Raw genomic sequence first — 24918 nt, 5'->3', positions numbered from 1 at the left:
GGATAAAAAAAACGGACCCGCGGGTCCGTTTTTTCATGGGCGCATCCGATTACTTGGCGGCGTCCTTGTGTGCCTCGGCGGTGGCTTCGGCACGCTTTTCATTGGCCTTGGCGTGGGCCTTGGCTTTATCGGCGTTGGCGTCCACGATCTTCTTCTGGGCCTTTTCGTCGGCCTTGATCATGGTCTTCTGGGCGTCGTAATTGGCTTCGGCGGTCTTTTCCTCGGCCTTGGCAGCAGCCTTGGCCTTGTCTTCCGGATCAGCCTTGGCGACCTTCTCGTGAGCCTTGGCAACCTTCTTCTCGGCCTTGTCGTGGGCCTTGGCCTTCTTCTCGTTGGCCTGGCCGACGGCCTTGTCGATCTTCTCGTCCTGCTTCGACATCTCCTTGGCTTCCTTCTCGTTGGCCTTGGCGATCTTCTTGTCGGCATCCGCATTGCCGGTCGAGGTCGTACCAGCCGTGCCGCTCTGGCCCATGGTGGTGTCGGTGGTCGTCGTGACCGGGGTCGCCGGTGCGGTCGTGGTCTGGGCGTAGACCGAGGTAGCGAACAGGCCGGCGATCAGGGTGGCGAGCAGTTTATTCATCGTAGTTCTCCTGAAGATTATGGTGGGGCGCGCCGTGACGCGCCGATATGTTTTTGTTAAGTCAGGGCTTCAGAATATGCTTTGGACAACTTTCGCTCTGTTCGCCAGCGCACGCAGTACATACTGGTCATCATCCAATTTGTGACAAGATTTTTCAGCGCTCGGCCGCCTTCTCGGCGCCCTTGCGTTTCGATTCAGCATGTTTTTTCTTGCTTGCCTTCACAGCGGCCTGCGTTTTCATGCGGCTGCCCGGCGGCTCTTTCACGGCCCTTGCATTCGCCTTCATGACTTCGCTTTCGGCCTTCGTGCCGGCCTTGCCGCGCCCGCCGGTAGCGGCCGCATCGGTGTCGGTGTTGTTGGGTGCCGTCGTGTTGGTGGCCTGGGCGTTGACGCTGTCGGCCTTGGCCGGCGCGGGATTGATGACGGCCGTGCTCTTGCCGACGACCTGGCCGGCACTGTTGACGCCGGCGGCCTGGCGGCCCGTGGCGCCATGTGCGGAACCGGTGTTCGCCGTGCCGTCCGTGCGCAGGCCCGTGCCGGACACGCCGGCGGCCGTGGTGTTGTGGCCGGAGACGGCCTGGCCGATCGGCGCCGTATTGGCCGTGGTCTGGGCCCAGGCCGACGACGCCAGCAGGGCACACACGAGGGTGGGGAGGAATTTGTTCATGATGATCCCGTTTCGTAGGTGAGTAGTCGAAACGAGGATAGGTGCGCCGCCCGGGTGACTCTGTTCGGCAGCGCACCCGCCGGTGCTACTTTTTGGCAGGCCGGCCCGCGTACAGGTCGATGATGTCGCTGATGCCGTCCTGGCAGACGGGGCAGAACTCGCCGCTGCGGTCGAACATGATGCATTGCATGGCCGGACGGTAATAGCCGGTCGCTTCGTAGTTCGCGCCCTCGAACGCGCCGATCGCCTTGCGGTACCTGGCCTGCGCAAACAGGGCGTTCGAGTGCGCCAGGTCTTCGCGGAACAGCGCGTTCATCTCCGACTCCGGCCGGTTGGCCGCCCGCAGCGCGGCCCGCTTTTTCTGGTACTCGCGCGAATACGCTTCATACTCGGCCTTGGGCCACGGCGTCGGCAACGGCGTGCCGGCCTGCACGTATTGCTTCCACTTCAGGCGGGCCGGATCGCGCAACGCCGTCACGTTCGGTTCCCACGGCTCCATGCGCGCGCCGCTGGACTGGTACGCGACGGGCGACGTGTAGTACTCGTCGGCCAGCCCGGCGAAGTGGTGGCCGAACTCGTGCACGAACAGATAGTCCGCCCAGTCGTTGTTCGCAGCCGCCGTGCTGAACTGGCCGAAGATGCCGCCGCCGCCATACGTGTCGTTGTTGACGAGGATCTCGATGAATTCGTACGGCGCGTACTGCGCGATGTCGCGCAGCGCACGGTTGTCCAGCGTGAGCACATAGCGCTCGCTGCCGAAGATGTCGTAGCGCGTGCCCAGCGCGGACGCGTGATGCATGCCCGTCGACGGCCGCGACACGCCCGATTCCCGCGTCGGCACCGCCAGCGCCCACACGTTGAAATCGTTCGCGCGCTCCTTGAACGGCGACACCTCGAACAAATGCTGCGCGAGGCGGCGCACCGCGGCTTCGAACTTCGGCATCTCGGCCTGCGTATAACCGTCGCCCAGCACGAGCAGGTCGACCTTGCGCGGCGACGGTCCGCTCACGCGGATCGGAATCGGCGTGGCCGGCGCCGGCCCCTGTGCGCGCACGACGTCCTGCGCATCCGTGTCGACATCGACGCTCCACGCGACGGAAAACTGGTTGCGCTCGTCGCGCTTCAGGATGCGCACGCGCACGGGGCGGTCGGGCTTCGGAAAGCGCACGGACTCATGGAACCCGCGGCTGAGTTTATTGGCCTCTTCCGTCGTCTTCCACTCGCCGAACACGGTGGAAAAGTCGCGCGAATACAGCAAGTCTCCCGTCTTCGCATCCGCCACCTCGACGCGGTTGTTGCCGCGGTTGGTGTCGTCGAACGGCCGCGACATGTCGCCGGGCCACGGCAGCGGTTCGATCAGCACGCGCTCGATGGCGTACTGTTCGGACAGGGCGTTGCCGCTGTGGATGTAGTCGACGCGGACGGTGGCGGGCTGGGCGGCGATGGCCAGTGCGGGGAAGGCGCAGGCGGCCAGCAGAGATAACAGCGATCGAATCATGTGCGCTCCGTCGTCAGTTTGGCAGGCTCTTCAGCAAGCCCTAAAACTTGCAATCTAGCGCAGGTTTGGCTTTCTGACAATTAACGATCAAGCTGCCTGGACCAGCTCGAAGCCTTCGTCTATCCAGCCCGTGATCCCGCCGATCATCAACTTGACGGGTCGCCCCAGCTTCGCCAGCCGGTACGCGGCGCGGTGCGCGCCATTGCAATGGGGGCCGGCGCAATAGACGACGAACAAGGTGTCCAGCGGATAATCGCGCAGCTTCGCTTCAACAATTTTCCCGTGCGGCATGTTAATCGCCTGCGGCACATGGCCCCGCGCGTACAGCTCAGGGCTGCGCACGTCGAACAGGACGAAATCCTGCGTGCCGCTGGCGATCGCGTCGTGCACGTCCCAGCAGTCCGTCTCGAATTCGAATGCGGTACCGAAGTGGTCCATGGCCCGGTCGCCGGATGCGGCTGGGATGGCGGATACGGATGAAGTCATGGGTCTCTCCTGTGTAAGAGACGCTAGTGTCGCAGCGCCGGCGCGCTGGCGGCAGTGCCTTGCGCGACAGAAATTGGTAACATCGCGCCATGTCCCATCACGTCTCCATCATCGCCTACGACGGCCTGTGCACTTTCGAATTCGCCTGCGCCATCGAGCTGTTCGCCCTGGAGCGTCCGGAGCTGGGCGTGCATTGGTACAGCCATACGGTGTGCGCCATCGAGCCGGGTCCACTGCGCGCCAGGGGCGGCCTGACGGTGCAGGTGCCGCACGGTCTCGACGCCCTCGCGCACGCGGACACGATCGTCATTCCCGGCTGGCGCGACCGGTACGAGGTGCCGCCGCCCGCCCTGACCGACGCCCTGCGCGCGGCGCACGCACGCGGTGCGCGTCTATGCACGATCTGCACGGGCGCCTACGTGCTGGCGTACGCCGGCCTGCTCGACGGCCTGCGGGTAACCACGCACTGGCACTACCTGGACGACATGCTCGCCCGCTTTCCGACCATCGAGATCGATCCGGACGCGTTGTACGTCGAATCCGGCAACATCGTCACGTCAGCCGGTTCCGCGGCCGGCCTCGACATGCTGCTGCACCTCGTGCGCACCGACTTCGGGGCCGAGGTCGCCAACCTTGTCGCGCAACGTCTCGTGATCCCGGCGCACCGCGACGGCGACCAGGCGCAGCGCGTCGCGCGTCCGGTGCCCGACGCCGGCGTGGATACCATCGCCCGCCTGATGGACCGCGTGCGCGAAACCATCCGGGCCGAGCATACGGTGGCATCGATGGCGGCCGAGGCGCGCCTGGGGACGCGCACCTTCCAGCGCCGCTTCAAGGAAAGAACGGGCCTCGCGCCGCTCGGCTGGCTCGTGCGCGAGCGGGTCGCACTCGCCGCGCAGTTGCTGGAATCACGGCCACAACTCGCCATCGATGCGATCGCGGACCTGGCCGGGCTCGGCTCGGCCGAATCGCTGCGCCGGCATTTTCGCGCGCACGGGCTGGCATCGCCCGGGCGCTACCGCAAGCGCCCGCCTGGCCAGGTTACTTGTACTGGTACAGCGGACGGCGGATGAGGATCGGCCGGATGTCCAGCCGCACGTTATAGATCGAATAGGATTCCATCGACGACGACTGGTAGCCGACGCTGTCGTCCGTACGTGTAAAACGGAATTCGAAGCCGAGGTCGGGCTGGACGCCGTTCGGACTGCCGAGCGTGATGCCGATCGCGTCCGGCTGGTCGCTGTCGATCAGCTTGCTCATCAGGTCGACGACGGTGCTGTTGCCGAGGATATCGGCGGTGAACAGCGGTTCGCGGTAGTACGGCCGCGACGGGTCGAGCTTGTTGTCGGCCTTGTCGTCGGACGGCGTGCATTCGCGCGTGACGATATTGAAGTGGTCGCCGTTGTCGAGGTAGCTGACGCGCACGTTGGTCACGTTGAACGCGCCCTCGTGCACGATCGCGTTCGACAGGTCGAGCACGAGCGCGCCCTTGTAGCCGATCACCTCGACGTCGCGGCTGGGCAGCACCACCATCGCCGTGTCCTCGTCGATGCCCAGGCCCAGCTTGTAGCCCTTCTTGAGCATGGCGGGCAACATGCGCGCGAAGCGGCCGCGCACGAGCAGGTGCTGGTCGATGAAGACGTCGTCGCCGACGAAGCCGAGCCCGTCCGTGATTTCCTCGCCCTCTTCCACGCCCAGCTTGAGCGTGGCCAGCACCGTGCGGGGCCGGCCGAACATCGTGCTGCTCATGATGGCGGCCCCGGCGCTGGAGCCGGCGATCACGCCGCCGCGCCGGTACATGTCCCACAGGGCATCGAGGACGCGGGTATTGCTGCCGTCCTCGTGGCGCAGTGCGCGCGTGATCCGGCTCTGGTCGCCGCCCGCGAAGAACGCGCCGTTCGCGTTGCGCACGGCTTCGGCCAGGCCCCGGTCGTCGGCCGCCGCCTGGTAATTGCTGCCGGACAGCTTGACCGCGACGGGGACGAAAAATGCCTTGGCGCCATAGCTGTTGAGGCGCTCGACGAGGCTCTTGCCGGACCGTTCCGGCGTGCCCGACGCGGACGCGAACACGGCGATGCGCGCCCCCTTCCCGCCCGCGAGCTGGATGATGCGTTCCCATACGGGACCATTCGCGGGTCGCAGATTGCCGCCGATGATGACGAGGGATCCCTTGGGCTGTACCGCCGCATCGGCGGCGGCGCACCAGGGCGCGCCGGCCAGCAGCAGCACGGCCAGGAAAAGACGCAACGCAGACCGAACCATAAAACCCTTCCCGACTTCGACAAACAGTAAGCCTGATTGTAGAGGACCGGCAGCGTGTTGCGTCCGGTCAGGAAAGATATATGTTCGGGTAGTAGCGCTCCATCAGCGTGTCCGGACGCTCGGACGGCGCAAAGCCGAAGCGGGCAAACAGGCTGTGCGCGTCGTTCGTGTTGAGGGTGAACCGGCGCATGCGCTGCAGGCTCGGATGCTCCATGACGATACGGATCAGCTGCTTCGCATAGCCGCGCCCGCGGTACTCGGGCACGACGAAGACGTCGCACAAGTGCGCCATCGTCGCATAGTCGGTGATGACCCGCGCGAACGCGATCTGGCGGCCGTCGAGGTAGCCGCCGAAGCACAGCGAATTCTCGATCGAGCGCTCGACCACGGTACGCGAGATGCCGACGGCCCAGGTCGACTGCTCGCTGAGGAAGCGGTAGATCATCGGAATATCGAGCCGCGTCCGGTCCGTGCTGACCTGGAAACTGGAATCGTTGGTGGTTGGAATCATGGACACGCCAAACCGTCAATCTGGTAAAAAAACCAATTCTATCCCCGTTCCGGTCCGCATGGACGTTTCCGCCAATCGTGCGTGCATGAACCGTTCAGCGCCTGGGCAAATAGCGCTCCGGCAGGCGCACCCACGCGTCCTCGGCGCGCCACAGCAGGCTCACGATCCACCAGCGCTTGCCGTCGTGGTACAGCTGGATGCTGTTGATGCCGCGCTGGAACGGTTCGGCGTCCCCGCGCATGCCGCGATTCGTACGTACTGAACACGTGGACGATCTGGCCGCACGTCTCCGTGCTGCGAACAGCGAGCGCATCCGGTCCCAGTCGCCTGTTGCCGAGCATACGCCCCGCCCACGATCGCCATCGCCGCCATCCAACCCATCCCGTGTCGTGCCGCCATGTCCGTATCCCGTCGTTATGTCATGGGTGCCAAGCACAACGACATCATCGGACAATTGCGGATGCAAGTCACCGGGGCGCAATCGCCGGGCGTAAGTCTGCACAGTTTATAATCAGGAAATCCAAGAACATCCCGTCACCCGTCTCCCATCATGACTGATCAATTTGCCAAAAAAGCGGAAGCCTGGTCGGCCCGCTTCTCCGAACCCGTCTCCGACCTCGTCAAGCGCTACACCGCGTCCGTCTTCTTCGACAAGCGCCTGGCCCTGTTCGACATCCAGGGTTCGCTCGCCCACGCCGAGATGCTGGCTGCCCAGGGCATCATCAGTGCCGCAGACCGCGCCGAGATCGAGCGCGGCATGGCGCAGATCCGCAGCGAGATCGAAGCCGGCCAGTTCGAGTGGCTGCTCGACCTGGAAGACGTGCACCTGAATATCGAAAAACGCCTGACGGAACTGGTCGGCGATGCCGGCAAGCGCCTGCATACGGGCCGTTCCCGCAACGACCAGGTGGCGACCGACATCCGCCTGTACATGCGCGCCGCCATCGACGACATCCTCGCCCTGCTGAAAGGCCTGCGCGGCGCCCTGACCGACCTGGCGGAACGCAACGCGGACACCATCATGCCGGGCTTTACGCACCTGCAGGTGGCGCAGCCGGTGACCTTCGGCCACCACCTGCTGGCCTATGTGGAAATGTTCGGCCGCGACGCCGAGCGCATGGCCGACACGCGCCGCCGCGTGAACCGCCTGCCGCTGGGTGCCGCCGCCCTGGCGGGCACCACCTTCCCCATCGACCGCCTGCGCGTGGCCAAGACCCTCGGTTTCGAAGACGTCTGCCACAATTCGCTCGACGCTGTGTCTGATCGCGATTTCGCCATCGAGTTCACGGCAGCCGCATCGGTCTTGATGATGCACATCTCGCGCATGTCGGAAGAGCTCGTGACGTGGATGAGCCCGCGTATCGGCTTCATCGACATCGCCGACCGCTTCTGCACCGGCTCGTCGATCATGCCGCAGAAAAAGAACCCGGACGTGCCGGAACTGGCGCGCGGCAAGACGGGCCGTGTCTACGGTCACCTGATGGGCCTGCTGACCCTGATGAAGGGCCAGCCGCTCGCGTACAACAAGGACAACCAGGAAGACAAGGAACCGCTGTTCGACACCGTCGACACCGTGCTGGACACCCTGCGCATCTTCACCGACATGGCCTCCGGCATCACGGTCAAGCCCGACAACATGCGCGCGGCCGCCCTGCAGGGCTATGCGACGGCGACCGACCTGGCCGACTACCTCGTCAAGAAGGGCCTGCCGTTCCGCGACGCCCACGAAGCCGTGGCGCATGCCGTGCGCGCGTGCGACGACGCCAAATGCGACCTGTCGGAGATGTCGCTGGAGCGCCTGCGCGAGTTCTCGCCGCTGATCGAGCAGGACGTGTTCGCCGTGCTGACCCTGGAAGGTTCCGTCGCGGCGCGCGACCACGTGGGCGGCACGGCGCCGAACCAGGTGCGCGCGGCCGTTGCCCGTGTCCGGGCACAATTGGCGTAGAGTGGGCGGCCCTCGGCCCACGCGTGACGTTTGCGTTATGTTGGCGTCACGCGTGGGCACGGGGTGCCCACCCAACATGTTGGGAGGGCAGCATGCAACGCTACGGCAACCAGAACCGCGAATCCGGCGTCGTCGCCTACGACATCGACGCCGGCCAGATCATCGTCCAGTTCAGGAACGGCGACCGCTATCTCTACACGGAAGACAGCGCCGGCGCCGCCAACATCGCGCGGATGCAGGACCTGGCCAGGGCCGGCCGCGGGCTGTCGACCTTTATCAGCCAGCACGTCCACGACCGCTACGCCCGCAAGATCCATTCGCGCCGACAGTAACCTACAAGAAAGATCCATGACTGCAACGCCAGCCCTGCCCCAACGCGATTTTTCCGCCTTCCTGTTCGACATGGACGGCACCATCCTCACTTCCATCAAGGCCGCCGAGCGGGTCTGGGGCGACTGGGCCGCCAGCCACGGGCTCGACGTGGCCGCCTTCCTGCCCACCATCCACGGCAAGCGCACCGAGGAAACCATCCGCGCGCTGGAACTGCCCGGCGTCGATCCGGTAGCGGAAGCCGCGTTCATCACGCGCGCGGAGATCGAGGACGTGGCCGGGATCGAAGCCATCGAGGGCGCCGCCGCCTTCATCGCGAGCCTGCCGGCCGAACGCTGGGCCATCGTCACGTCCGCGCCGCGGGCGCTGGCCGAAGCGCGCATCGCCGCGGCCGGCCTGCCGCTGCCGGCCGTGCTGGTGGCCGCCGAGGATGTCGAACGGGGCAAGCCCGCGCCCGATCCATTCCTGCTGGGCGCGCGCAAGCTGGGCGTGAAGCCGGAAGACTGCCTCGTGTTCGAAGACACGCTGGCCGGCCTGCGTTCGGCCGCGGCTGCCGGCATGGACAGCATCGTCGTGACGGTCACCCACGCGCATCCGCTCGACACGGATGTCACGGCAGTCCTCGACTATGCGGACCTGCGCGCCGTGACGACGGCCGACGGCCTGCTGCGCGTGCAACGCCGGGCGTAACGGCGACAGGCGCTGCTAGCGGGGCTCGTCCGGCGCAATGCCGGCCTGCTCCCCGTGGTCGGCCCGGAACACCCGCGGGTCCAGCGTCTTTTCGTCCGTTTCGATGGCTGCGCCTTGCGCCGCAGCCGGCATGGACGACGTACGCGTGTCACGCTTGGGATACGGCGTGCCATCGCGGTGGGAATAGCTGTCGGTCTTGCCGTCGTACATGAGGTCGATGTCCGGATACTCGGCCTTATCCTCGGGAATGCGCGAGCCGACGCACAGGAACAGCGCATTGCCCCACCCCCGGTTGATGAGCTGGTGGCCGTTCGGCCGCCCGGCCGGGAAGGCCGCGCAATCGCCCGCGCGCATCAGGGTCTCGCCTTCGTCCGTGACGAGCGTCAGCTCGCCGGAGACGACCATCACGAATTCGTCCTCGTGGCTGTGCCAGTGGCGCTGCGAGGAGGCGGCGCCGGGCAACAGCTCGACGAGGTTGACGCCAAACTGCGTCAGGCCGCCGGCATCGCCCAGCGCCTGTCTGCTGCGGCCGTTGACGGCTTCGGCAAAGGGATCGGGATACCCGGTACCGGTCAGCACGGGAATACTGCTCAGGTCTAGCCGCGACATGGATCATCACTCCTTATCAGGTTTGCGCGCGGCCTTGGCCCTTCCTCAGCCGCGTTTTTGCACCAGCGTCAGGATATCGTAACTTGCGACGAGTTCGTCGTTCTGATTCGTCACCTGGACGTCCCACGCCACCACGCCCTGCCCGCGCCCCTGGTCGTCCTTGCGGTTGCGGTCGACCTTGCGCTTGCAGGTGAGGCGCGCGCGGATCGTGTCGCCGATCGCCACCGGCGCCACGAAGCGCAGGTTGTCCAGGCCATAGTTCGCCAGCACGGGGCCGGGCGCCGGCGACACGAACAGGCCCGCCGCCGCCGACAGCACGAAGTAGCCGTGCGCGATGCGCTTGCCGAACTGCGTGTCCTTGGCCGCGATCTCGTCGAAGTGCATGTAGAAATAATCGCCCGAGACGCCGCCGAAGTTGACGATGTCCGCCTCGCTGACCGTCCGGCGGTGCGTCAGCAGCGAGTGGCCGATCTCCAGGTCTTCGAAATAGCGCCGGAACGGGTGCACCTCCGATTCCTTGACGGCCGCGCCGCGCACGTATTCGCCCGTGACGGCCGCCAGCATCGTCGGCGAACCTTGCACCGCCGCCCGCTGCAGGAAGTGTTTGACCGCGCGGATACCGCCGAGTTCCTCACCGCCGCCAGCGCGGCCCGGGCCGCCATGCTTGAGCATCGGCAACGGCGAGCCGTGGCCTGTGGAGTCCACGGCCGCGACGCGGTCGAGGATGTGCACGCGGCCGTGCGACGCCGCCGCGACGGGCACCGCATGCGCCGCGATGGCCGGGTCCTTCGTCACCAGCGTGGTCACGAGGCTGCCCTTGCCGCGCGCGGCCAGCGCCAGCGCTTCGTCGATGTCGCGGTAGGTCATCATCGTGCTGACGGGGCCGAACGCCTCGATGTCGTGCACGGCGTCGCTGGTCATGCCGTTGCGGCACAGCAGCAGGGTGGGCGCGAAGAACGCGCCGGCAGCAACGCCTTCGCCGACGGGATTGAAACCGTCGCGGGCGCTGAACAGCACCTCGTTGCCGCGCGCAAGCATCTCGACGCGCTCGCTGACGTCGCGCTGCTGGTCCAGCGACGCCAATGCCCCCATGCGCACGCCCTCGACCTTCGGATTGCCGACGACGATCTTCGCGAGGCGCACGCGCAGGCGCTCGCCGACGACGTCCGCCAGGTGCTCGGGCACGATCACGCGGCGGATCGCCGTGCACTTCTGGCCCGCCTTGCCCGTCATCTCGCGCGCCACTTCCTTGACGAACAGGTCCAGTTCCTCGTCATCGGGCGTGACGTCCGGCGCGAGGATGGCGGCGTTCAGCGAATCCGCCTCCGCCGTGAACGGCACGGATTCGCGGATCAGGTTCGCATTGCCGCGCAGCTTGGCGGCCGTGTCGGCGGAACCCGTGAACGTCACGGCATCGAAGCCGTTCAGGCGGTCCAGCAAATCGCCCGTCGAGCCGATGACGAGCTGCAGGCAGCCCTCCGGCAGCAGTTCCGACTCCATCATCATCTTGACCACCGCATGCGTGAGATAGCTGGTGGCGGTGGCCGGCTTGGCGATGCAGGGCATCGCGGCGAGGAAGCTCGGCGCGAATTTCTCCAGCAGGCCCCAGATCGGGAAATTGAAAGCGTTGATGTGGACGGCGACGCCGCCGCGCGGCACGAGGATGTGCGTGCCCGCGAAGCCGCCGCGCTTGCCGAGCGCCATGGCCGGCCCTTCGTGCAGCACGTTCGACGACGGCAGTTCGCGCCCGCCGATGCCGGCATACGCGAACAGCGTGCCGATGCCGCCTTCCACGTCCACCCAGCTGTCCGGCCGCGTGGCGCCCGTCAGGTGCGAGACCTCGTACAGTTCTTCCTTCCGCTCCATCAGGTAAGCCGCCAGCGCTTTCAGGCGCTGGGCGCGCTTCTGGAAGTCCATCTGCATCAGCGCCCGCACGCCCGTCTTGCGGGCATACGTGACGGCTTCGCCGAAGTCGATACTGTCGGCGTGGGTGTGGTAGATCAGTTGGTTGTCCAGGGCGCTGTGCAGCGGCTGGTGCGCTTCGGTGCCGAGCCAGCGGCCGGCGATCAGGCTTTGCAGGGTGGGGGTCATGTCTTGTCTCCTCACTTCATCTCGTTATGCGACTTCGGTACGTAAATTGGATCCCCGCCTGCGCGGGGACGACGTATCATTTGGCATTGGCCTCAAACCGTCGCCCCTGCGCAGGCAGGGGCCCAAGTCTGCGTGCGTCGACGCGGCTACTTTTTCGGCTTGTGCGGCTCGTCGAACACGATACGTTGCCGGTCCGGTTCCACTTCCGTCAGCGCCTCGACTTCCCGCATCGTGCGCATCGACCGCACGTTCAAATCGTGGTACTGCCGCGTGCCATAGCTCTTCCACGCGATCTCCTCGTCCGACACGGCCCGCACGATCTTCGCCGGCGCGCCCAGCACGAGGCTGCGCGGCGGGATCGCCATGCCCGCCTTCACGAACGCCGCCGCGCCCACGATGGATTCCGCGCCGACGACGGCCTTGTCCATCACGACCGCATTCATCCCGACCATCGCGTTCCTTCCCACGCGGCAGCCGTGCAGCACGGCGCCGTGGCCGATGTGGCCGTCCACTTCGACGACCGTGTCGTCTTCCGGAAAGCCATGCATCACGCACGTGTCCTGCACGTTCGCGCCCTCTTCCAGGATCAGCCGCCCGAAGTCGCCGCGCAGCGACGCCAGCGGCCCGACATAGCAGCGCGGACCGACGATCACGTCGCCGATCAGCACCGCCGTCGGGTGCACGTACGCCGTCGGGTGCACGACGGGACGCAGTCCGTCGATTTCATAGACCTTTACCATCTCACACCCGTTCCAAGATCAATGCGATGCCTTGACCCACACCAATGCACATCGTGCACAGCGCATAACGCCCGCCCGTGCGGTGCAACTGGTTGACGGCCGCCGTGACGAGCCGCGCGCCCGATGCGCCCAGCGGATGGCCGATGGCGATCGCGCCGCCGTTCGGGTTCACGTGCGCCGCGTCGTCCGGCAGCCCCAGGTCGCGCAGCACGGCCAGGCCCTGCGACGCGAACGCTTCGTTCAGTTCGATCACATCCATCTGGCCGATGCTCAGGCCCGTCATGGCCAGCAGTTTCTTCGTCGCGGGCGCGGGGCCGAAGCCCATGATGCGCGGCGCCAGGCCCACCGTGGTCATGCCGACGATGCGGGCACGCGGCGTCAGCCCGAATTCATCGATAGCCGCACCGGATGCCACCAGCACGGCACAGGCGCCGTCGTTGACGCCGGACGCGTTGCCCGCCGTGACCGTGCCGTCCGGCGTCACGACGCCTTTCAGACGGGCCAGCGATTCCAGGGTTGTTTCCGGGCGCGGGTGCTCGTCCGTGTCGAATACACGCGCATTACCTTTCTTGTCATGCAAGGTCACGGGCACGATCTCGTCCTTGAACACGCCGGCCGCCTGCGCCGCCGCCCAGCGCTGCTGGCTGCGCAGCGCGAACGCATCCTGGTCGCCGCGCGCGATGCCGAAGTCGCGCGCCACGTTTTCCGCCGTCTCGGGCATCGAGTCGATGCCGTATTGCGCCTTCATCTTCGGGTTCACGAAGCGCCAGCCGATCGTCGTGTCCTCGATCTTCGCCGTGCGCGAAAACGCGCTGTCCGCCTTGGCCATCACGAACGGCGCGCGCGTCATGCTTTCCACGCCACCGGCAATGACCAGGTTCGCCTCGCCCGCGCGGATCGCGCGCGCGGCGCTGCCGACGGCATCCAGGCTGGAGCCGCACAGGCGGTTGATCGTGGAACCCGGCACAGACGGCGGCAGGCCCGCGAGCAGCGCGGCCATGCGCGCGACATTGCGGTTGTCCTCGCCGGCGCCGTTCGCGCAGCCGTACAGGACGTCGTCGACCTGCGCCCAGTCCACACCTGGATTGCGGGCGATGAGCGCGGCGATCGGCAGCGCGGCCAGGTCGTCCGCACGCACGCCGGACAGGGCGCCGCCGAAGCGGCCGAACGGGGTGCGGATGGCGTCGACGATGAATGCGTCAGTCATGAAAATCTCCTCAGTTGTTCTTGGGCCGCTTGTCGACCACGCGGCGCGCCTTGCCCGTCAGCGAGCGTTCGATGCCTTGCGCGGGCAGCAGGGTGACGGTCGTCGTCACGCCAATATACGTCTTGATGCGGTGCTGCAGCTCGCGCGCCAGCGCATCCACGCTGTCCGCACCTTCTTCGCGCAGCTCGCAATGGACGGCCAGCGCGTCGAGGTGGCCGTCGCGCGTGACGACGAGCTGGTAGTGCGGCGCCAGCGCCGGCATCTGCAGGATCTGTTCCTCGACCTGGCTGGGGAACACGTTCACGCCGCGGATGATCAGCATGTCGTCCGAGCGGCCGTTGATGCGGCCCATGCGGCGCATCGAGCGTGCCGTGGGCGGCAGTAGTTTCGTGAGATCGCGCGTGCGGTAGCGGATGATCGGCAGCGCTTCCTTCGTCAGCGACGTGAACACGAGCTCGCCCTCTTCCCCGTCCGGCAGCACCTCGCCCGTGTCCGGGTCGATGATCTCGGGGTAGAAGTGATCCTCCCAGATCACGGGGCCATCCTTGCTTTCGATGCATTCGCTGGCGACGCCGGGCCCCATCACTTCCGACAGGCCATAGATGTCGACGGCGTCGATGCCGGCGCGTTCCTCGATCTCGCGGCGCATGGCGTCCGTCCACGGCTCGGCGCCGAAAATGCCGACCTTGAGCGACGACGCGGCCGGATCGAGGCCCTGGCGCCTGAATTCCTCGACGATGTTCAGCATGTACGACGGCGTCACCATGATGATCGAAGGCTTGAAGTCCTGGATCAGCTGGACCTGCTTTTCCGTCTGCCCGCCCGACATCGGCACGACCGTGCAGCCGAGACGCTCGGCGCCGTAGTGGGCACCGAGGCCGCCCGTGAACAGGCCATAGCCGTAGGCGATGTGCACCATGTCGCCGGGCCGCCCGCCCGCGGCGCGGATCGAGCGTGCGACGACGCCGGCCCACGTGTCGATGTCACGCTGCGTGTAGCCGACGACGGTCGGCTTGCCCGTCGTGCCGGACGACGCGTGCACGCGCACGACCTGCTCGCGCGGCACGGCGAACAGGCCGAACGGATAATTGTCGCGCAGCGTCTTCTTGTCCGTGAACGGGAATTTCGCCAGGTCGGCCAGCGTTTTCAGGTCGTCCGGATGCACGCCCGCCTCGTCGAACGCGCGGCGGTAGTGCGGCACGTTGTCGTAGGCGTGCCTCAGGCTCCACTTCAGCCGTTCCAGTTGCAGGGCCTGCAGTTCGGCGCGGCTGGCGCGCTCGATCGGATCCAGCTCGCCCGGTTGCGGAATGCGTTGCACCATCGTTGTCTCCTCCGTTTACATATCCACGACGTGGCCCGCGACGCGGTGCGACTTTCCGCGGAACAGCGCGACCTTGCGCCCGTCCTGGTCCGTCACGACGACGTCGTAGACACCCGTCTTGCCGGCCAGCGCCTGCTCGACCGCTTCGGCCACGAGCACGTCGCCCGCGCGACCAGGCGCGAGGTAGTCGATCGTGCAGCCGGCACCCACGGTATTCAAATTGTGCGAATTGCACGCGAATGCGAACGCGCTGTCGGCCAGCATGAAGATGTAGCCGCCGTGGCAGGTACCGTGGCCGTTCAGCATGTCCTCGCGCACCCGCATGCGCATGCGCGCATAGCCGGGGCGGATGGCGTCGAGCGTCATGCCCAGCGCCTGGCTGGCCGCATCGCGTTCATACATCGTCTTGCCGGCCAGTTCGGCCAGCGCTTGCGGATCATTGGGCATGGATGCGCGCTCCGGCGGGGTTGGCGGCGAGCTTGCGGCGCAGCAGCGGCGACACGCGGTAGCGGTCCTCGCCATACGTCGCGCCGAGGTTGGCCAGCACGGTGAACACGTGACGCAGGCCGATCGCATCGGCCCACGCCAGCGGACCGCGCGGGTAATTCACGCCCTTCTGCATCGCGATGTCGACGGCCGCCGCCGAGCACACGCCCTGGTTGACGGCATCGAGCGCTTCGTTGGCCAGCATGGCGACGGTGCGCATCACGGCCATGCCCGGCACGTCGTCGAGGCGCGTCACCGTGAAGCCGGCCTGCTGGAACAGGGCGACGGCGGCGTTCCACGCGGCGGCGCTGCACTGGTCGGCGCGGGCCAGCGCGATGCGCGTGGCCTTGGCCGGGTCGAGCAGCAGGTCGAACAGGATCGTGTCCGGGCGGCCTTCATCCGCCGCACGCTGCGTGGCGCTGCGGCCGTCGGTCAGGAAGATCGTGGCGGGGCCCTCGGCCACGTGCAGGCGCGCTTTCAGGGCTTGGGTCACCGGATCGGCGCCGCCAAGCGTTGCGTGTTCGGCGCCTTGCTGCGCGGGCTCCGCCTGTGCCTGCGGCGGCGCCACGTCATCGCCGTAGCGGTAGAAGCCGCGGCCCGTCTTGCGCCCCAGGAAACCGGCATTCACCAGCTCCTGCTGCACGACGGACGGCGCGAAGCGCGGGTCGCCGTAATAGGCGTTGAACACGGATTGCGTGACCGAATAATTGACGTCGTGGCCGATCAGGTCCATCAGCTCGAAGGGGCCCATGCGGAACCCGCCGCAGTCGCGCATCACGGCATCGATCGTGGCCGGATCGGCAGCCCGTTCCAGCAGCAGGCGCAGCGCCTCCGCATAATACGGGCGCGCCACGCGGTTGACGATGAAGCCCGGCGTGGACTTCGCGTGCACAGGGCTCTTGCCCCAGGCGGCGGCCGTCGCATGGACGGTATCGGCGGCGGCCTTGTCGGTGGCGACACCGGAGATCACTTCGACCAGCGCCATCAGCGGGACCGGATTGAAGAAGTGCATGCCGACGAGGCGCTCCGGGCGTTTCAGTTGTGCGCCGATGGCCGTGACGGAGATCGACGACGTGTTCGTGGCGAGGATGCAGTCCGGCCCGACGATGCCTTCCAGGTCGGCGAACAGCGCACGCTTGGCGTCGAGATCCTCCACGACGGCTTCGACCACCAGCGCGGCATCCTTCGCTTCATCGAGCGCGCGCATCGCGTGGATGCGCGCGCGCGCGAGATCCGCTTCCGCCGCGCCCATGCGGCCTTTTTCGACGAGCCGCGCGAGGGACTTGCCGATCCCGGCGACGGCCTTTTCGACGGCCTCCGGGCGCGTATCGAACAGCCGCACGGTGTGCCCGGCGACGGCCGCCACCTGGGCGATGCCGGAACCCATCGCGCCGCTTCCGACGACGGCGACGACGCTGTTTTTCTCCAATGCCTGGGCCATGCTTACTCTCCCTTGAACGCGGGCTGGCGCTTGGCGACGAACGCGGCGACGCCTTCGCGGTAATCATGGCTGTAGCCCAGTTCGCGCATCATCTCCGCTTCCAGTTGCAGCTGCTGTTCCAGCGTATTGCCCCAGCTTTCCTGCATCGCCCGCTTCGTGAATGCGAGACCCTTCGTCGGCGCCGTGGCGAAGTGGCGGGCCAGTGCCAGCGCCTCGTCCATCAGCGACTCGTCCGGTACACAGCGCCAGATCAGGCCCCATTGTTCGGCCTTCTCGGCCGGCAGCTTGTCGCCCAGCAGGGCGAGACCCATGGCACGCGCGGGACCGAGCAGCCGGGGCAAGGCCCACGTGCCGCCCGTGTCCGGGATCAGGCCCAATTTGCAGAACGCTTCGATGAACGATGCCGACTGTGCCGCCAGCACGATGTCGCACGCGAGCGCCAGGTTGGCGCCGGCGCCCGCGGCCACGCCGTTGACGGCGCAGATCACGGGCAGTGGCAGGCTTTTCAGCGTGAGCACGAGCGGGGCATAGAATTTTTCGACGGATTCGCCCAGGTCGACGCCCGGCGCGCCCGGCTCCACGGCGCGGTCGTTCAGGTCCTGGCCGGCGCAGAAGCCACGGCCGGCGCCCGTCAGCAGCAGCACGCGCACGGTCTTGTCTTCCGCCACGCGCTTCAGGGCGTCGCGCACTTCCAGGTGCATCGCCTGGGTAAAACTGTTCAGGCGTTCGGGGCGGTTCAGGGTCAGCGTGGCGATGCCCTGCCCGATCGTGAACAGGATGGATTCGTAGGTCATGGTGTCTCCTCGTTCTCAATTCCGTCATTCCCGCGCAGGCGGGAATCCATACTGAGCATCCGACGCCGATTCAGCATGGGTCCCCGCCTTCGCGGGGAGTCGTTTCCGGCAATGCAGGGAACGACGGAGGGGTGTTTATTCGACCACGTCGAAATCGACGACAATCTTGTCCGTCACCGGGAAGCTCTGGCAGCTCAGCACGAAGCCGCGCGCGACCTCGTAGTCTTCCAGCGCGTAGTTGACGTCCATGTCGACCTGCCCCTCGCGCACCTTGCAGCGGCACGTCGAGCACACGCCGCCCTTGCACGAGTAGCGCATGTCGATGCCTGCGCGCAGGCCGGCGTCGAGGAGCGATTCCTTGTCGCGGTCCATCGTGAAGGTGGCATGGTTGCCGTCCATGATCACGGTCACTTCCGTGTGGTGCTGCGTCTCGCCGGCGGCCTGGCGGCGCGGCTTGCGCGGCTCTTGCGCGGCGCCGGCGGCGAACAGCTCGATGCGGATGCGCTCCTTCGGCATGCCCGCTTCCTGCAGCGCGGCGGACACGCCATGCATCATGTCTTCCGGACCGCAGATGAACGCGTAGTCGACGTCTTCCACGCGCAGCCAGCGCTGGAACAGCTGGCGGCATTTGTCCTGCGTGATGCGGCCGTTGAACAGCTCGATGTCCTGCTGCTCGCGGCTCATCACGTAGACGAGGTTCAGGCGTTCCAGGTATTGGTCCTTCAGCTCGGCCAGCTCGTCGCGGAAGATCACGGACGACGACGCGCGGTTCCCGTACAACACCGTGAAGCGGCTGTGCGGCTCGGCGATCAGGGTCGTCTTGACGATGGAAAGGATCGGCGTGATGCCGCTGCCGGCCGCGAAGGCCAGGTAGTGGCGGCGGCTCTCGGGTTCCAGCGGCAGGTTGAAGCGGCCTTCCGGCGGCATCACGTCGAGCGTGACGCCGGGCCGGATGCACTCGTTGGCCCAGGTCGAGAACAGGCCGCCTTGCACGCGCTTGATGGCGACGCGCAGGCGGTCGTCCTGCACGGCCGAGCAGATCGAATAGGAGCGGCGCACGTCCTCGCCGTCGATCATCGCGCGCACTGTCAGATGCTGGCCCTGGCGGTAGCGGAAGGCCTCGCGCAGCGGCGGCGGGACGTCGAACGTGACGGCGATCGCGTCGCGCGTCTCCTGCTTCACGTGCGCCACGGTCAATGGGTAGAACTTGCTCATGTGGGCCTCAATGGCATTTGAAGTAGTCGAACGGCTCGCGGCAATCGAGGCACTGGTACAGCGCCTTGCATGGGGTCGAGCCGAACTGGCTGGTGAGACGGGTGTGCATCGAACCGCAGCGCGGGCAGGCCACGTCGGGCTGCTGGATCGCATGGCGCTTCACGCCGCGCGCCAGGCCGCTGATGTCGATCACCTGCTGCACCGGCGGCGCGATGCCGTAGCCCTTCAGCGCGGCCTTGCCGGCATCGCTCATCCAGTCCGTCGTCCATGCGGGCGACAACCGGGTGACGATGCGCAGGCGGTCCACGCCGCGTGCACGCAAGGCCTTGCCGATGTCCTCGGCGATGACTTCCATCGCGGGGCAGCCGGAATACGTCGGGGTGATCGTGACGACGCATTCGCCGTCGTCGGCCACCGTCACATCGCGCACGATGCCCAGGTCCACGACGGAGATCACGGGAATCTCCGGATCCGGGACCTCGCCCAGCCAGGACCAGACCTGGCCGGCCGTGATCGGTGATGCGGCCGCGGTCATCACCATTCCACGCCCGGGTAGGCGCGCTGCAGGAACTGCATCTCGGCGAGGATGTAGCCGAGGCGCTCCGTGTGCCGGCCCTGCTTGCCGCCGCGCTGGACATAGGCATCCGCGGGCGGCATCGTCAGCGTCGCCTCAATCAGCACCTCGGCCACGTGGGCCAGGAATGCGTCGCGCAGCGGTTCCGCGGCCGGCGCGACGCCCTGCGCGACCATGGCCTGGTCGACGTCGTCGTAGATGAACATCTCGCCGGCGTAGGTCCATAGTTCGTCGAGCGCGTCCTGCATCTTGCGGTGGCTGACCTCCGTGCCGTCGCCCAGGCGCACGACGAGGTCGCCGCTGCGGCGCAGGTGGTACGTCACTTCCTTGATCGATTTTTCCGCGATCTCTCCGATGCGGCGGTCGCTGGACGACAACAGGCCGCGCATCAGGAAGTAGTGCCACGTATCGAACAGGAACTGGCGCGTCAGCGTCTGCGCGTAGTCGCCGTTCGGCTGTTCGACGAGCAGGCAGTTGCGGAAGTCGCGGGTGTCGCGCAGGTAGGCGAGGCGGTCCTCGTCGCGGCCGTGGCCTTCGATCTCGCCCGCATACGTGAGCCACATGCGGGTCTGGCCCAGCAGGTCGAGGGCGACGTTGGTCAGCGCCATGTCTTCTTCCAGCGCCGGGCCCTTGCCGCACAGCTGCGACAACTGCTGCGACAGGATCAAGGCATTGTCGCCCTGGCGCAGGAGGTATTCGAACTTGTTCCCGTCCATGACGCCGCTCACAGGTTCTTGACGTCTTCCGGCATCGGGAAGAACGTCGGGTGGCGGTAGACCTTGCTGTTCGACGGCTCGAACAGCGCGTCCTTGTCGGCCGGACTGGACGCGACGATGTCGGCGGCCTTCACCACCCAGATCGACACGCCTTCGTTGCGGCGCGTGTAGACGTCGCGCGCGTTGTTGATCGCCATCCCGGCATCCGGCGCGTGCAGGCTGCCCACGTGCTTGTGGGCGAGGCCGTGCTGGCTGCGGATGAAGACTTCCCACAGAGGCCATTCCTTGCTCATTGCTGTCTCCATTAGAGCCGTCGTCCCCGCGGAAGCGGGGATCCATGCTGAATCGGCTTCGGATGCTCAGTATGGATTCCCGCGTGCGCGGGAATGACGGAGGTGAATTGTTATGCGGCGGCCTTCTTTGCGGCCTGCTTGTCCGCGTGCGCGACGAGCGCCTCGCGGAACCATGCGCCATCCTCGTACGCCTTCACGCGCGTGCGCAGCCGGTCCTTGTTGCACGGCCCGTTGCCCTTGAGGACGTTATAAAACTCGTCCCAGTCGATCTCGCCGAAGTCGTAATGGCCCCGTTCCTCGTTCCACTTGAGGTTCGGATCGGGAATGGTGAGACCGAGGAATTCGGCCTGGGGCACGGTCTGGTCGACCATGCGCTGGCGCAGCTCGTCGTTCGAGAACAGCTTGATGCGCCAGGCGGTCGACTGGGCACTGTTGACGGATTCCGCGTCGGACGGGCCGAACATCATCAGGGAAGGCCACCACCAGCGATTGAGGGCATCCTGCGCCATCGCCTTCTGCTCGGGGGTGCCCTGCGCGAGCTTCATCATGATGTCGTAGCCCTGGCGCGCGTGGAACGACTCTTCCTTGCACACGCGGATCATCGCGCGGGCATACGGACCGTACGAGCAGCGGCACAGCGGGATCTGGTTGATGATCGCGGAGCCGTCCACCAGCCAGCCGATGGCGCCGATGTCGGCCCAGGTCAGGGTCGGGTAATTGAAGATGCTCGAGTACTTGGCCTTGCCCGAGTGCAGCGCGGCCAGCAGTTCGTCGCGCGACACGCCCAGCGTCTCGGCCGCGCTGTACAAATACAGCCCGTGGCCGGCCTCGTCCTGGATCTTGGCCAGCAAAATCGATTTGCGCTTCAGCGTGGGCGCGCGCGTCACCCAGTTACCCTCCGGCAGCTGGCCGACGATCTCGGAATGCGCGTGCTGGGAAATCTGGCGGATCAGCGTCTTGCGGTACGCCTCGGGCATCCAGTCCTTGGCTTCGATCTTCACGCCGGCGTCGATGCGCGCCTGGAACGCCTGCTCTTCCTCGCTCATGTCGGCGCGGGTCTGGACCTGTTTCAGGCCGGTTTCCACCATCTGGGCATACATGGCTTGTCTCCCTGGGTTCTGTGTCGATTCATAATACGATACACTAATCACGATGTATAGCGAAATTTTGAATCATATTGAGACGCGGTAAAATCGCCCACCATGACCCAGCCCAGCAGCCACGAGTGGATCAACCACTTCCTCGAGAACGACCCGCCACGCTCCAAATCGCTCGTGATGACGATCTTCGGCGACGCCATCGCGCCGCATGGCGGCCGTCTGTGGCTGGGCAGCCTGATCGAGCTGGTGGCGCCGCTCGGCGTCACGGACCGGCTCGTGCGCACGAGCGTGTTCCGCCTCGTGCAGGAAGGCTGGCTCGTCGCGAACCGCGAAGGCCGGCGCAGCAGCTATGCGCTGCAGCCCGACGCCGCGCCCCGCTTCGCGCGCGCCAACCGCCGCATCTACGCGCCGCCCGGCGTCGACTGGGACGGCCGCTGGACCCTCCTGCTCGCCCCCAACGGCAGCATCGACACCGCCCTGCGCGCGGCCGTGCGCAAGGAACTCGAATGGGAAGGGTTCGCCATGCTGGCGCCGGGCCTGCTGGCGCATCCGGCGGCCGACCCGGACGGCGTGGCCGAGGTGCTGCGGCGCGTGGAAGGCGGCGGCAAGATCTTCGTCTGCGCCGCGACGGAACTGCCGGGCGTCGGCGCGCGGCCGCTGGCCGAACTGGTGCGCGAAGGGTGGGATTTGTCCGCCGTCGCGGCGGGCTACCGGCGCTTCATCGATCACTTCACGCCGCTGCTCGACCTGCTGCGCGGCGAGCCCGAACCGGACCCGCAGCATGCCTTTAGCGTGCGTACCCTGCTGATCCATGCGTACCGCCGCGTCCAGCTGCACGATCCGATGCTGCCGCTCGCGCTGCTGCCGCAACCGTGGCCGGGGTCGGAGGCGTATGCGCTGGCGCAGGCGATCTACCGCCTCGTGTGGGCACCGGCCGAACGGCATCTGATGGACGTGCTGCGGCGCGAGGATGCGGCCGCGCCGGCGGCGGATGCGGGGCTGGCCGAGCGGTTCGGCGGACTGCAGCATTGAGCAACGTCGCCCCCGCGCAGGCGGGGGCCCAATTTTGCGTCACCGAGACGCTGAACCTGGGTTCCCGCCAAGGTGGACGGCCAGTCCGGGAACGACGAGGTAACTCAACAATCCAGCGCAAACTGCGCCGCCGCCATCGGATGGCGGATGCGGTCCAGCGCCAGTTCCAGGTCGAGCCCCGGCCAGTACAGGCATTCCCCGCCCAGGGGTTGGATATGGCACAGCTGCGCCACGGTGGCGTGCTCGAACCAGGGGAACAGCGCGAACGGCACATAGAGCTCTTCGTCGCGCCAGCGCAGCCAGAAGCCGCGCCGGTCGATGGTCGTGATTTCCGGCCGCGCCACACGGATGTTCATCATGTTCCCTCCCCCTCGATGAGGCCAAGCAGGAACAGTAACAAACCCTTGGTCATCATCCCTTAAGCGGTATCATGCCGGCTCACACCCAACAACATCAGGACGCACCATGTCTATCAAGATCAGCAGCCAGTTCGACGCTGGCGCCATCGATATCGTGAACGCCACGAGCGCGAACGCCATCGACCTGAACATCCGCAAGGACTCCCACGCCGACATCACGCAGTGGTTCTACTTCCGCCTGCAGGGCGCGCAGGCGCAGCCGTGCACGATCCGCCTGCTCAACGCGGGCAAGTCCGCGTATCCGAAGGGCTGGGAAGACTATCACGCGATGGCCAGCTACGACCGCGTCAACTGGTTCCGCGTGCCGACCAGCTTCGACGGCCAGGTGCTCACGATCGAGCACACGCCCGCGATGGACAGCGTCTACTACGCCTATTTCGAGCCGTATTCGTGGGAACGCCACCTGGAGCTGCTCGACCGCGCCCAGCTGTCCGAACACGTGCGCATGCTGGACCTCGGCTCGACCGTCGACGGCCGCGACCTGAACATGCTCGTGATCGGCGACGAGGCGGCGAGCAAGAAGAAAGTCTGGGTCATCGCGCGCCAGCACCCGGGCGAGACGATGGCGGAATGGTTCGTCGAAGGCATGCTCGACGCCCTGCTCGACCCGGCCCACCCGTTCGGCCGCCAGCTGCTGAAAGAAACCGTGTTCTACGTCGTGCCGAACATGAACCCGGACGGGTCCGTGCGCGGCAATTTGCGCACGAACGCGGCCGGCGCCAACCTGAACCGCGAATGGCTGAATCCGTCGCTGGAACGCAGCCCGGAAGTGTTCCTGGTCCGCAAGAAGATGGAAGAGACGGGCGTCGACCTGTTCCTCGACGTGCATGGCGACGAAGGCCTGCCCTACGTCTTCATCGCCGGCAGCGATGCCCTGCCGACCTTTACGGCCGCACAGGCCGCCGCGCAGAAGGCATTCTCGGACGCCTTCATGATCGCCAGCCCGGACTTCCAGGACGTCCACGGCTACCCGAAGGAGCCGTACACGGACGAGGTGCTGACGATGGGCTCGCCGTACGTCACGCACGCGTTCGGCTGCCTGTCGCTGACCCTGGAACTGCCGTTCAAGGACAATGCCAACGACCCGGATCCGCAGGTCGGCTGGGACGGTGCCCGCAGCGCGCGCCTCGGCGCCGCGGTGCTGCAGCCGGTGCTGCAGGCGGTCCGTCGGCTGGAAGAATAAGCAACGGGGCACAAGCCCCCGTTATTGCTCTTACAGGAAAGTAAACACCTGTTCCTGCGCCAGGCGCGATTTCGGCAGGCTTGCGTTGAAATCGCTGTCGGCGTGGTAGCCGAAGCTCAGCAGGACGAGGCTGGACAGGCCCTTCTCGTGCAGGCCCAGCTCCGCGTCCAGCGCGGCCGGGTCGAGGCCTTCCATCGGGGTCGTGTCCACGCCGAGCGCGGCAGCGGCCAGCATGGCGTTGCCCAGCGCGATATAGGCCTGCTTCTCGAACCACTGCGGCAGGTCCTTCAGCGTGTAGCGGTGCAGGTTGACGTAGCCCTGGCGGCCCTTGGCCTGGCCAGCCTTGGCGGCATCGTCCTTGAAGCGGCCGTCGCGCTGTTCCTGCTCGAGCAGGCGCTCCAGGTGGCCGCCTTCGGCGTCGACGCGCGTGCAGAACAGGATCACGTGCGACGCGTTCAGGATCTTCGCTTCGTTGTAGCTGTACGGACCCTGCACGCCCCTGGCCAGGCGCGCCTTCGCTTCCGGCGTGCTGGCGACGATGAAGTGCCAGGGCTGCGAATTCACCGACGAGGGGCTCGTGCGCAGCACTTCATAAATCTGCTGCATCGTCTCTTCGGGGACGCGGCGGGTCGGGTCGTAGGCCTTGGCGGTGTAGCGCTTGCGGGCGGCGGCAAGAATGTCCATCGGGTTCCTTTCAAAAATGCGTATCTGCACATTATTGCAGGAAC

General features: G+C 66.6%; 28 protein-coding genes. 6 read left to right on the top strand and 22 right to left on the bottom strand.

Going from position 1 to position 24918, the window contains the following annotated elements; translation table 11 throughout:
- Nucleotides 1-49: 49 nt before the first annotated feature.
- The 4 genes from ACEN98_RS05065 to ACEN98_RS05050 form a co-directional block, all read right to left on the bottom strand.
- Nucleotides 50-580 (bottom strand): hypothetical protein, encoded by a 531-nt coding sequence (locus ACEN98_RS05065; protein WP_413339221.1) that lies wholly within the window; start codon nucleotides 578-580, stop codon nucleotides 50-52.
- Nucleotides 581-734: 154 nt separating this feature from the next.
- Nucleotides 735-1247 carry a hypothetical protein gene (locus ACEN98_RS05060; RefSeq protein ID WP_413382079.1) on the bottom strand — a complete coding sequence of 171 codons (513 nt, stop codon included), beginning with the start codon at nucleotides 1245-1247 and terminating at the stop codon, nucleotides 735-737.
- An 85-nt stretch (nucleotides 1248-1332) separates the two neighbouring features.
- Complete coding sequence (locus ACEN98_RS05055; protein WP_413382076.1) at nucleotides 1333-2745, bottom strand: M64 family metallopeptidase; 1413 nt, start codon at nucleotides 2743-2745, stop codon at nucleotides 1333-1335.
- An 87-nt stretch (nucleotides 2746-2832) separates the two neighbouring features.
- Nucleotides 2833-3231, bottom strand: coding sequence for a rhodanese-like domain-containing protein (locus ACEN98_RS05050; RefSeq protein ID WP_413339226.1), 399 nt, complete (start codon nucleotides 3229-3231; stop codon nucleotides 2833-2835).
- Between the two features lie 89 nt (nucleotides 3232-3320).
- Between ACEN98_RS05050 and ftrA the strand changes: the two genes are divergently transcribed.
- Complete coding sequence (gene ftrA / locus ACEN98_RS05045; protein ID WP_413382072.1) at nucleotides 3321-4304, top strand: transcriptional regulator FtrA; 984 nt, start codon at nucleotides 3321-3323, stop codon at nucleotides 4302-4304.
- Here ftrA and ACEN98_RS05040 read toward each other — a convergent pair.
- The 3 genes from ACEN98_RS05040 to ACEN98_RS05030 form a co-directional block, all read right to left on the bottom strand.
- The gene (locus ACEN98_RS05040) at nucleotides 4273-5478 is read right to left on the bottom strand and encodes a cyanophycinase (protein ID WP_413339230.1); all 1206 of its coding nucleotides are present in this window, start codon (nucleotides 5476-5478) and stop codon (nucleotides 4273-4275) included. The two genes, ftrA and ACEN98_RS05040, sit on opposite strands and share 32 nt — an antisense overlap.
- 82 nt (nucleotides 5479-5560) lie before the next feature.
- On the bottom strand, nucleotides 5561-6004 hold the full coding sequence (locus ACEN98_RS05035; RefSeq protein WP_413339232.1) for a GNAT family N-acetyltransferase: 444 nt from the start codon (nucleotides 6002-6004) through the stop codon (nucleotides 5561-5563).
- A gap of 94 nt (nucleotides 6005-6098) precedes the next feature.
- A complete protein-coding gene (locus ACEN98_RS05030; protein ID WP_413382069.1) occupies nucleotides 6099-6245 on the bottom strand; it encodes a hypothetical protein in 147 nt (48 codons plus the stop codon).
- A 309-nt stretch (nucleotides 6246-6554) separates the two neighbouring features.
- On the opposite strand from ACEN98_RS05030, the gene argH reads away from it, so the two are divergent.
- The 3 genes from argH (at nucleotide 6555) to ACEN98_RS05015 (ending at nucleotide 8969) form a co-directional block, all read left to right on the top strand.
- Nucleotides 6555-7949, top strand: a complete 1395-nt coding sequence (gene argH / locus ACEN98_RS05025) for an argininosuccinate lyase (RefSeq protein ID WP_413382066.1) — start codon at nucleotides 6555-6557, stop codon at nucleotides 7947-7949.
- A gap of 92 nt (nucleotides 7950-8041) precedes the next feature.
- Entirely contained in the window at nucleotides 8042-8281 is a 240-nt protein-coding gene (locus tag ACEN98_RS05020) for a hypothetical protein (protein ID WP_413382063.1), read from the top strand.
- Nucleotides 8282-8297: 16 nt separating this feature from the next.
- Nucleotides 8298-8969: an HAD-IA family hydrolase gene (locus ACEN98_RS05015; protein ID WP_413382061.1), complete on the top strand. Its 672-nt coding sequence runs from the start codon at nucleotides 8298-8300 to the stop codon at nucleotides 8967-8969.
- 15 nt (nucleotides 8970-8984) lie between these two features.
- On the opposite strand, the gene ACEN98_RS05010 is transcribed toward ACEN98_RS05015, so the two are convergent.
- The 13 genes from ACEN98_RS05010 to paaA all read right to left on the bottom strand — a co-directional run bounded on the left by ACEN98_RS05010 (nucleotide 8985) and on the right by paaA (nucleotide 21556).
- Nucleotides 8985-9578 (bottom strand): cupin domain-containing protein, encoded by a 594-nt coding sequence (locus tag ACEN98_RS05010; RefSeq protein ID WP_413382059.1) that lies wholly within the window; start codon nucleotides 9576-9578, stop codon nucleotides 8985-8987.
- A 45-nt stretch (nucleotides 9579-9623) separates the two neighbouring features.
- Nucleotides 9624-11669, bottom strand: coding sequence for a phenylacetic acid degradation bifunctional protein PaaZ (gene paaZ / locus ACEN98_RS05005; protein ID WP_413382056.1), 2046 nt, complete (start codon nucleotides 11667-11669; stop codon nucleotides 9624-9626).
- A 146-nt stretch (nucleotides 11670-11815) separates the two neighbouring features.
- Entirely contained in the window at nucleotides 11816-12409 is a 594-nt protein-coding gene (paaY, locus tag ACEN98_RS05000; protein WP_413382053.1) for a phenylacetic acid degradation protein PaaY, read from the bottom strand.
- A 1-nt stretch (nucleotide 12410) separates the two neighbouring features.
- Nucleotides 12411-13616 (bottom strand): 3-oxoadipyl-CoA thiolase, encoded by a 1206-nt coding sequence (gene pcaF / locus ACEN98_RS04995; RefSeq protein ID WP_413382050.1) that lies wholly within the window; start codon nucleotides 13614-13616, stop codon nucleotides 12411-12413.
- Between the two features lie 10 nt (nucleotides 13617-13626).
- On the bottom strand, nucleotides 13627-14937 hold the full coding sequence (gene paaK / locus ACEN98_RS04990) for a phenylacetate--CoA ligase PaaK (RefSeq protein WP_413382047.1): 1311 nt from the start codon (nucleotides 14935-14937) through the stop codon (nucleotides 13627-13629).
- Nucleotides 14938-14952: 15 nt separating this feature from the next.
- Nucleotides 14953-15384 carry a hydroxyphenylacetyl-CoA thioesterase PaaI gene (gene paaI, locus ACEN98_RS04985; protein ID WP_413382044.1) on the bottom strand — a complete coding sequence of 144 codons (432 nt, stop codon included), beginning with the start codon at nucleotides 15382-15384 and terminating at the stop codon, nucleotides 14953-14955.
- Entirely contained in the window at nucleotides 15374-16864 is a 1491-nt protein-coding gene (gene paaH, locus ACEN98_RS04980; RefSeq protein ID WP_413382041.1) for a 3-hydroxyacyl-CoA dehydrogenase PaaH, read from the bottom strand. Before paaH ends, paaI begins: the two co-directional genes overlap by 11 nt.
- A 2-nt stretch (nucleotides 16865-16866) precedes the next feature.
- Complete coding sequence (gene paaG / locus ACEN98_RS04975; RefSeq protein ID WP_413382037.1) at nucleotides 16867-17658, bottom strand: 2-(1,2-epoxy-1,2-dihydrophenyl)acetyl-CoA isomerase PaaG; 792 nt, start codon at nucleotides 17656-17658, stop codon at nucleotides 16867-16869.
- Between the two features lie 135 nt (nucleotides 17659-17793).
- Nucleotides 17794-18873 carry a 1,2-phenylacetyl-CoA epoxidase subunit PaaE gene (gene paaE / locus ACEN98_RS04970; RefSeq protein ID WP_413382034.1) on the bottom strand — a complete coding sequence of 360 codons (1080 nt, stop codon included), beginning with the start codon at nucleotides 18871-18873 and terminating at the stop codon, nucleotides 17794-17796.
- A gap of 7 nt (nucleotides 18874-18880) precedes the next feature.
- Nucleotides 18881-19408: a 1,2-phenylacetyl-CoA epoxidase subunit PaaD gene (gene paaD / locus ACEN98_RS04965; RefSeq protein ID WP_413382031.1), complete on the bottom strand. Its 528-nt coding sequence runs from the start codon at nucleotides 19406-19408 to the stop codon at nucleotides 18881-18883.
- A complete protein-coding gene (gene paaC, locus ACEN98_RS04960) occupies nucleotides 19408-20163 on the bottom strand; it encodes a 1,2-phenylacetyl-CoA epoxidase subunit PaaC (RefSeq protein WP_413382028.1) in 756 nt (251 codons plus the stop codon). Before paaC ends, paaD begins: the two co-directional genes overlap by 1 nt.
- Nucleotides 20164-20171: 8 nt before the next feature.
- Complete coding sequence (paaB, locus tag ACEN98_RS04955) at nucleotides 20172-20456, bottom strand: 1,2-phenylacetyl-CoA epoxidase subunit PaaB (protein ID WP_056124395.1); 285 nt, start codon at nucleotides 20454-20456, stop codon at nucleotides 20172-20174.
- Nucleotides 20457-20566: 110 nt separating this feature from the next.
- Complete coding sequence (gene paaA / locus ACEN98_RS04950; protein ID WP_413382024.1) at nucleotides 20567-21556, bottom strand: 1,2-phenylacetyl-CoA epoxidase subunit PaaA; 990 nt, start codon at nucleotides 21554-21556, stop codon at nucleotides 20567-20569.
- A gap of 102 nt (nucleotides 21557-21658) precedes the next feature.
- Between paaA and paaX the strand changes: the two genes are divergently transcribed.
- Nucleotides 21659-22588 carry a phenylacetic acid degradation operon negative regulatory protein PaaX gene (gene paaX, locus ACEN98_RS04945; protein ID WP_413382021.1) on the top strand — a complete coding sequence of 310 codons (930 nt, stop codon included), beginning with the start codon at nucleotides 21659-21661 and terminating at the stop codon, nucleotides 22586-22588.
- Nucleotides 22589-22692: 104 nt separating this feature from the next.
- Here the strand turns inward: paaX and ACEN98_RS04940 are convergent, their stop codons facing one another.
- Nucleotides 22693-22947, bottom strand: a complete 255-nt coding sequence (locus ACEN98_RS04940) for a DUF2442 domain-containing protein (protein WP_413382019.1) — start codon at nucleotides 22945-22947, stop codon at nucleotides 22693-22695.
- Nucleotides 22948-23053: 106 nt separating this feature from the next.
- Here ACEN98_RS04940 and ACEN98_RS04935 point away from each other — a divergent pair, with 106 nt between their 5' ends.
- Nucleotides 23054-24190: a M14-type cytosolic carboxypeptidase gene (locus ACEN98_RS04935; protein WP_413382017.1), complete on the top strand. Its 1137-nt coding sequence runs from the start codon at nucleotides 23054-23056 to the stop codon at nucleotides 24188-24190.
- A 30-nt stretch (nucleotides 24191-24220) separates the two neighbouring features.
- Here the strand turns inward: ACEN98_RS04935 and nfsB are convergent, their stop codons facing one another.
- The gene (nfsB, locus tag ACEN98_RS04930; protein WP_413382014.1) at nucleotides 24221-24874 is read right to left on the bottom strand and encodes an oxygen-insensitive NAD(P)H nitroreductase; all 654 of its coding nucleotides are present in this window, start codon (nucleotides 24872-24874) and stop codon (nucleotides 24221-24223) included.
- Nucleotides 24875-24918 lie beyond the last annotated feature (44 nt).

The sequence above is a fragment of the Massilia sp. CT11-137 genome (assembly GCF_047302885.1).
Lineage (GTDB): Bacteria > Pseudomonadota > Gammaproteobacteria > Burkholderiales > Burkholderiaceae_D > Telluria > Telluria orientalis.
This window is presented reverse-complemented; position numbering and strand designations above follow the sequence as displayed.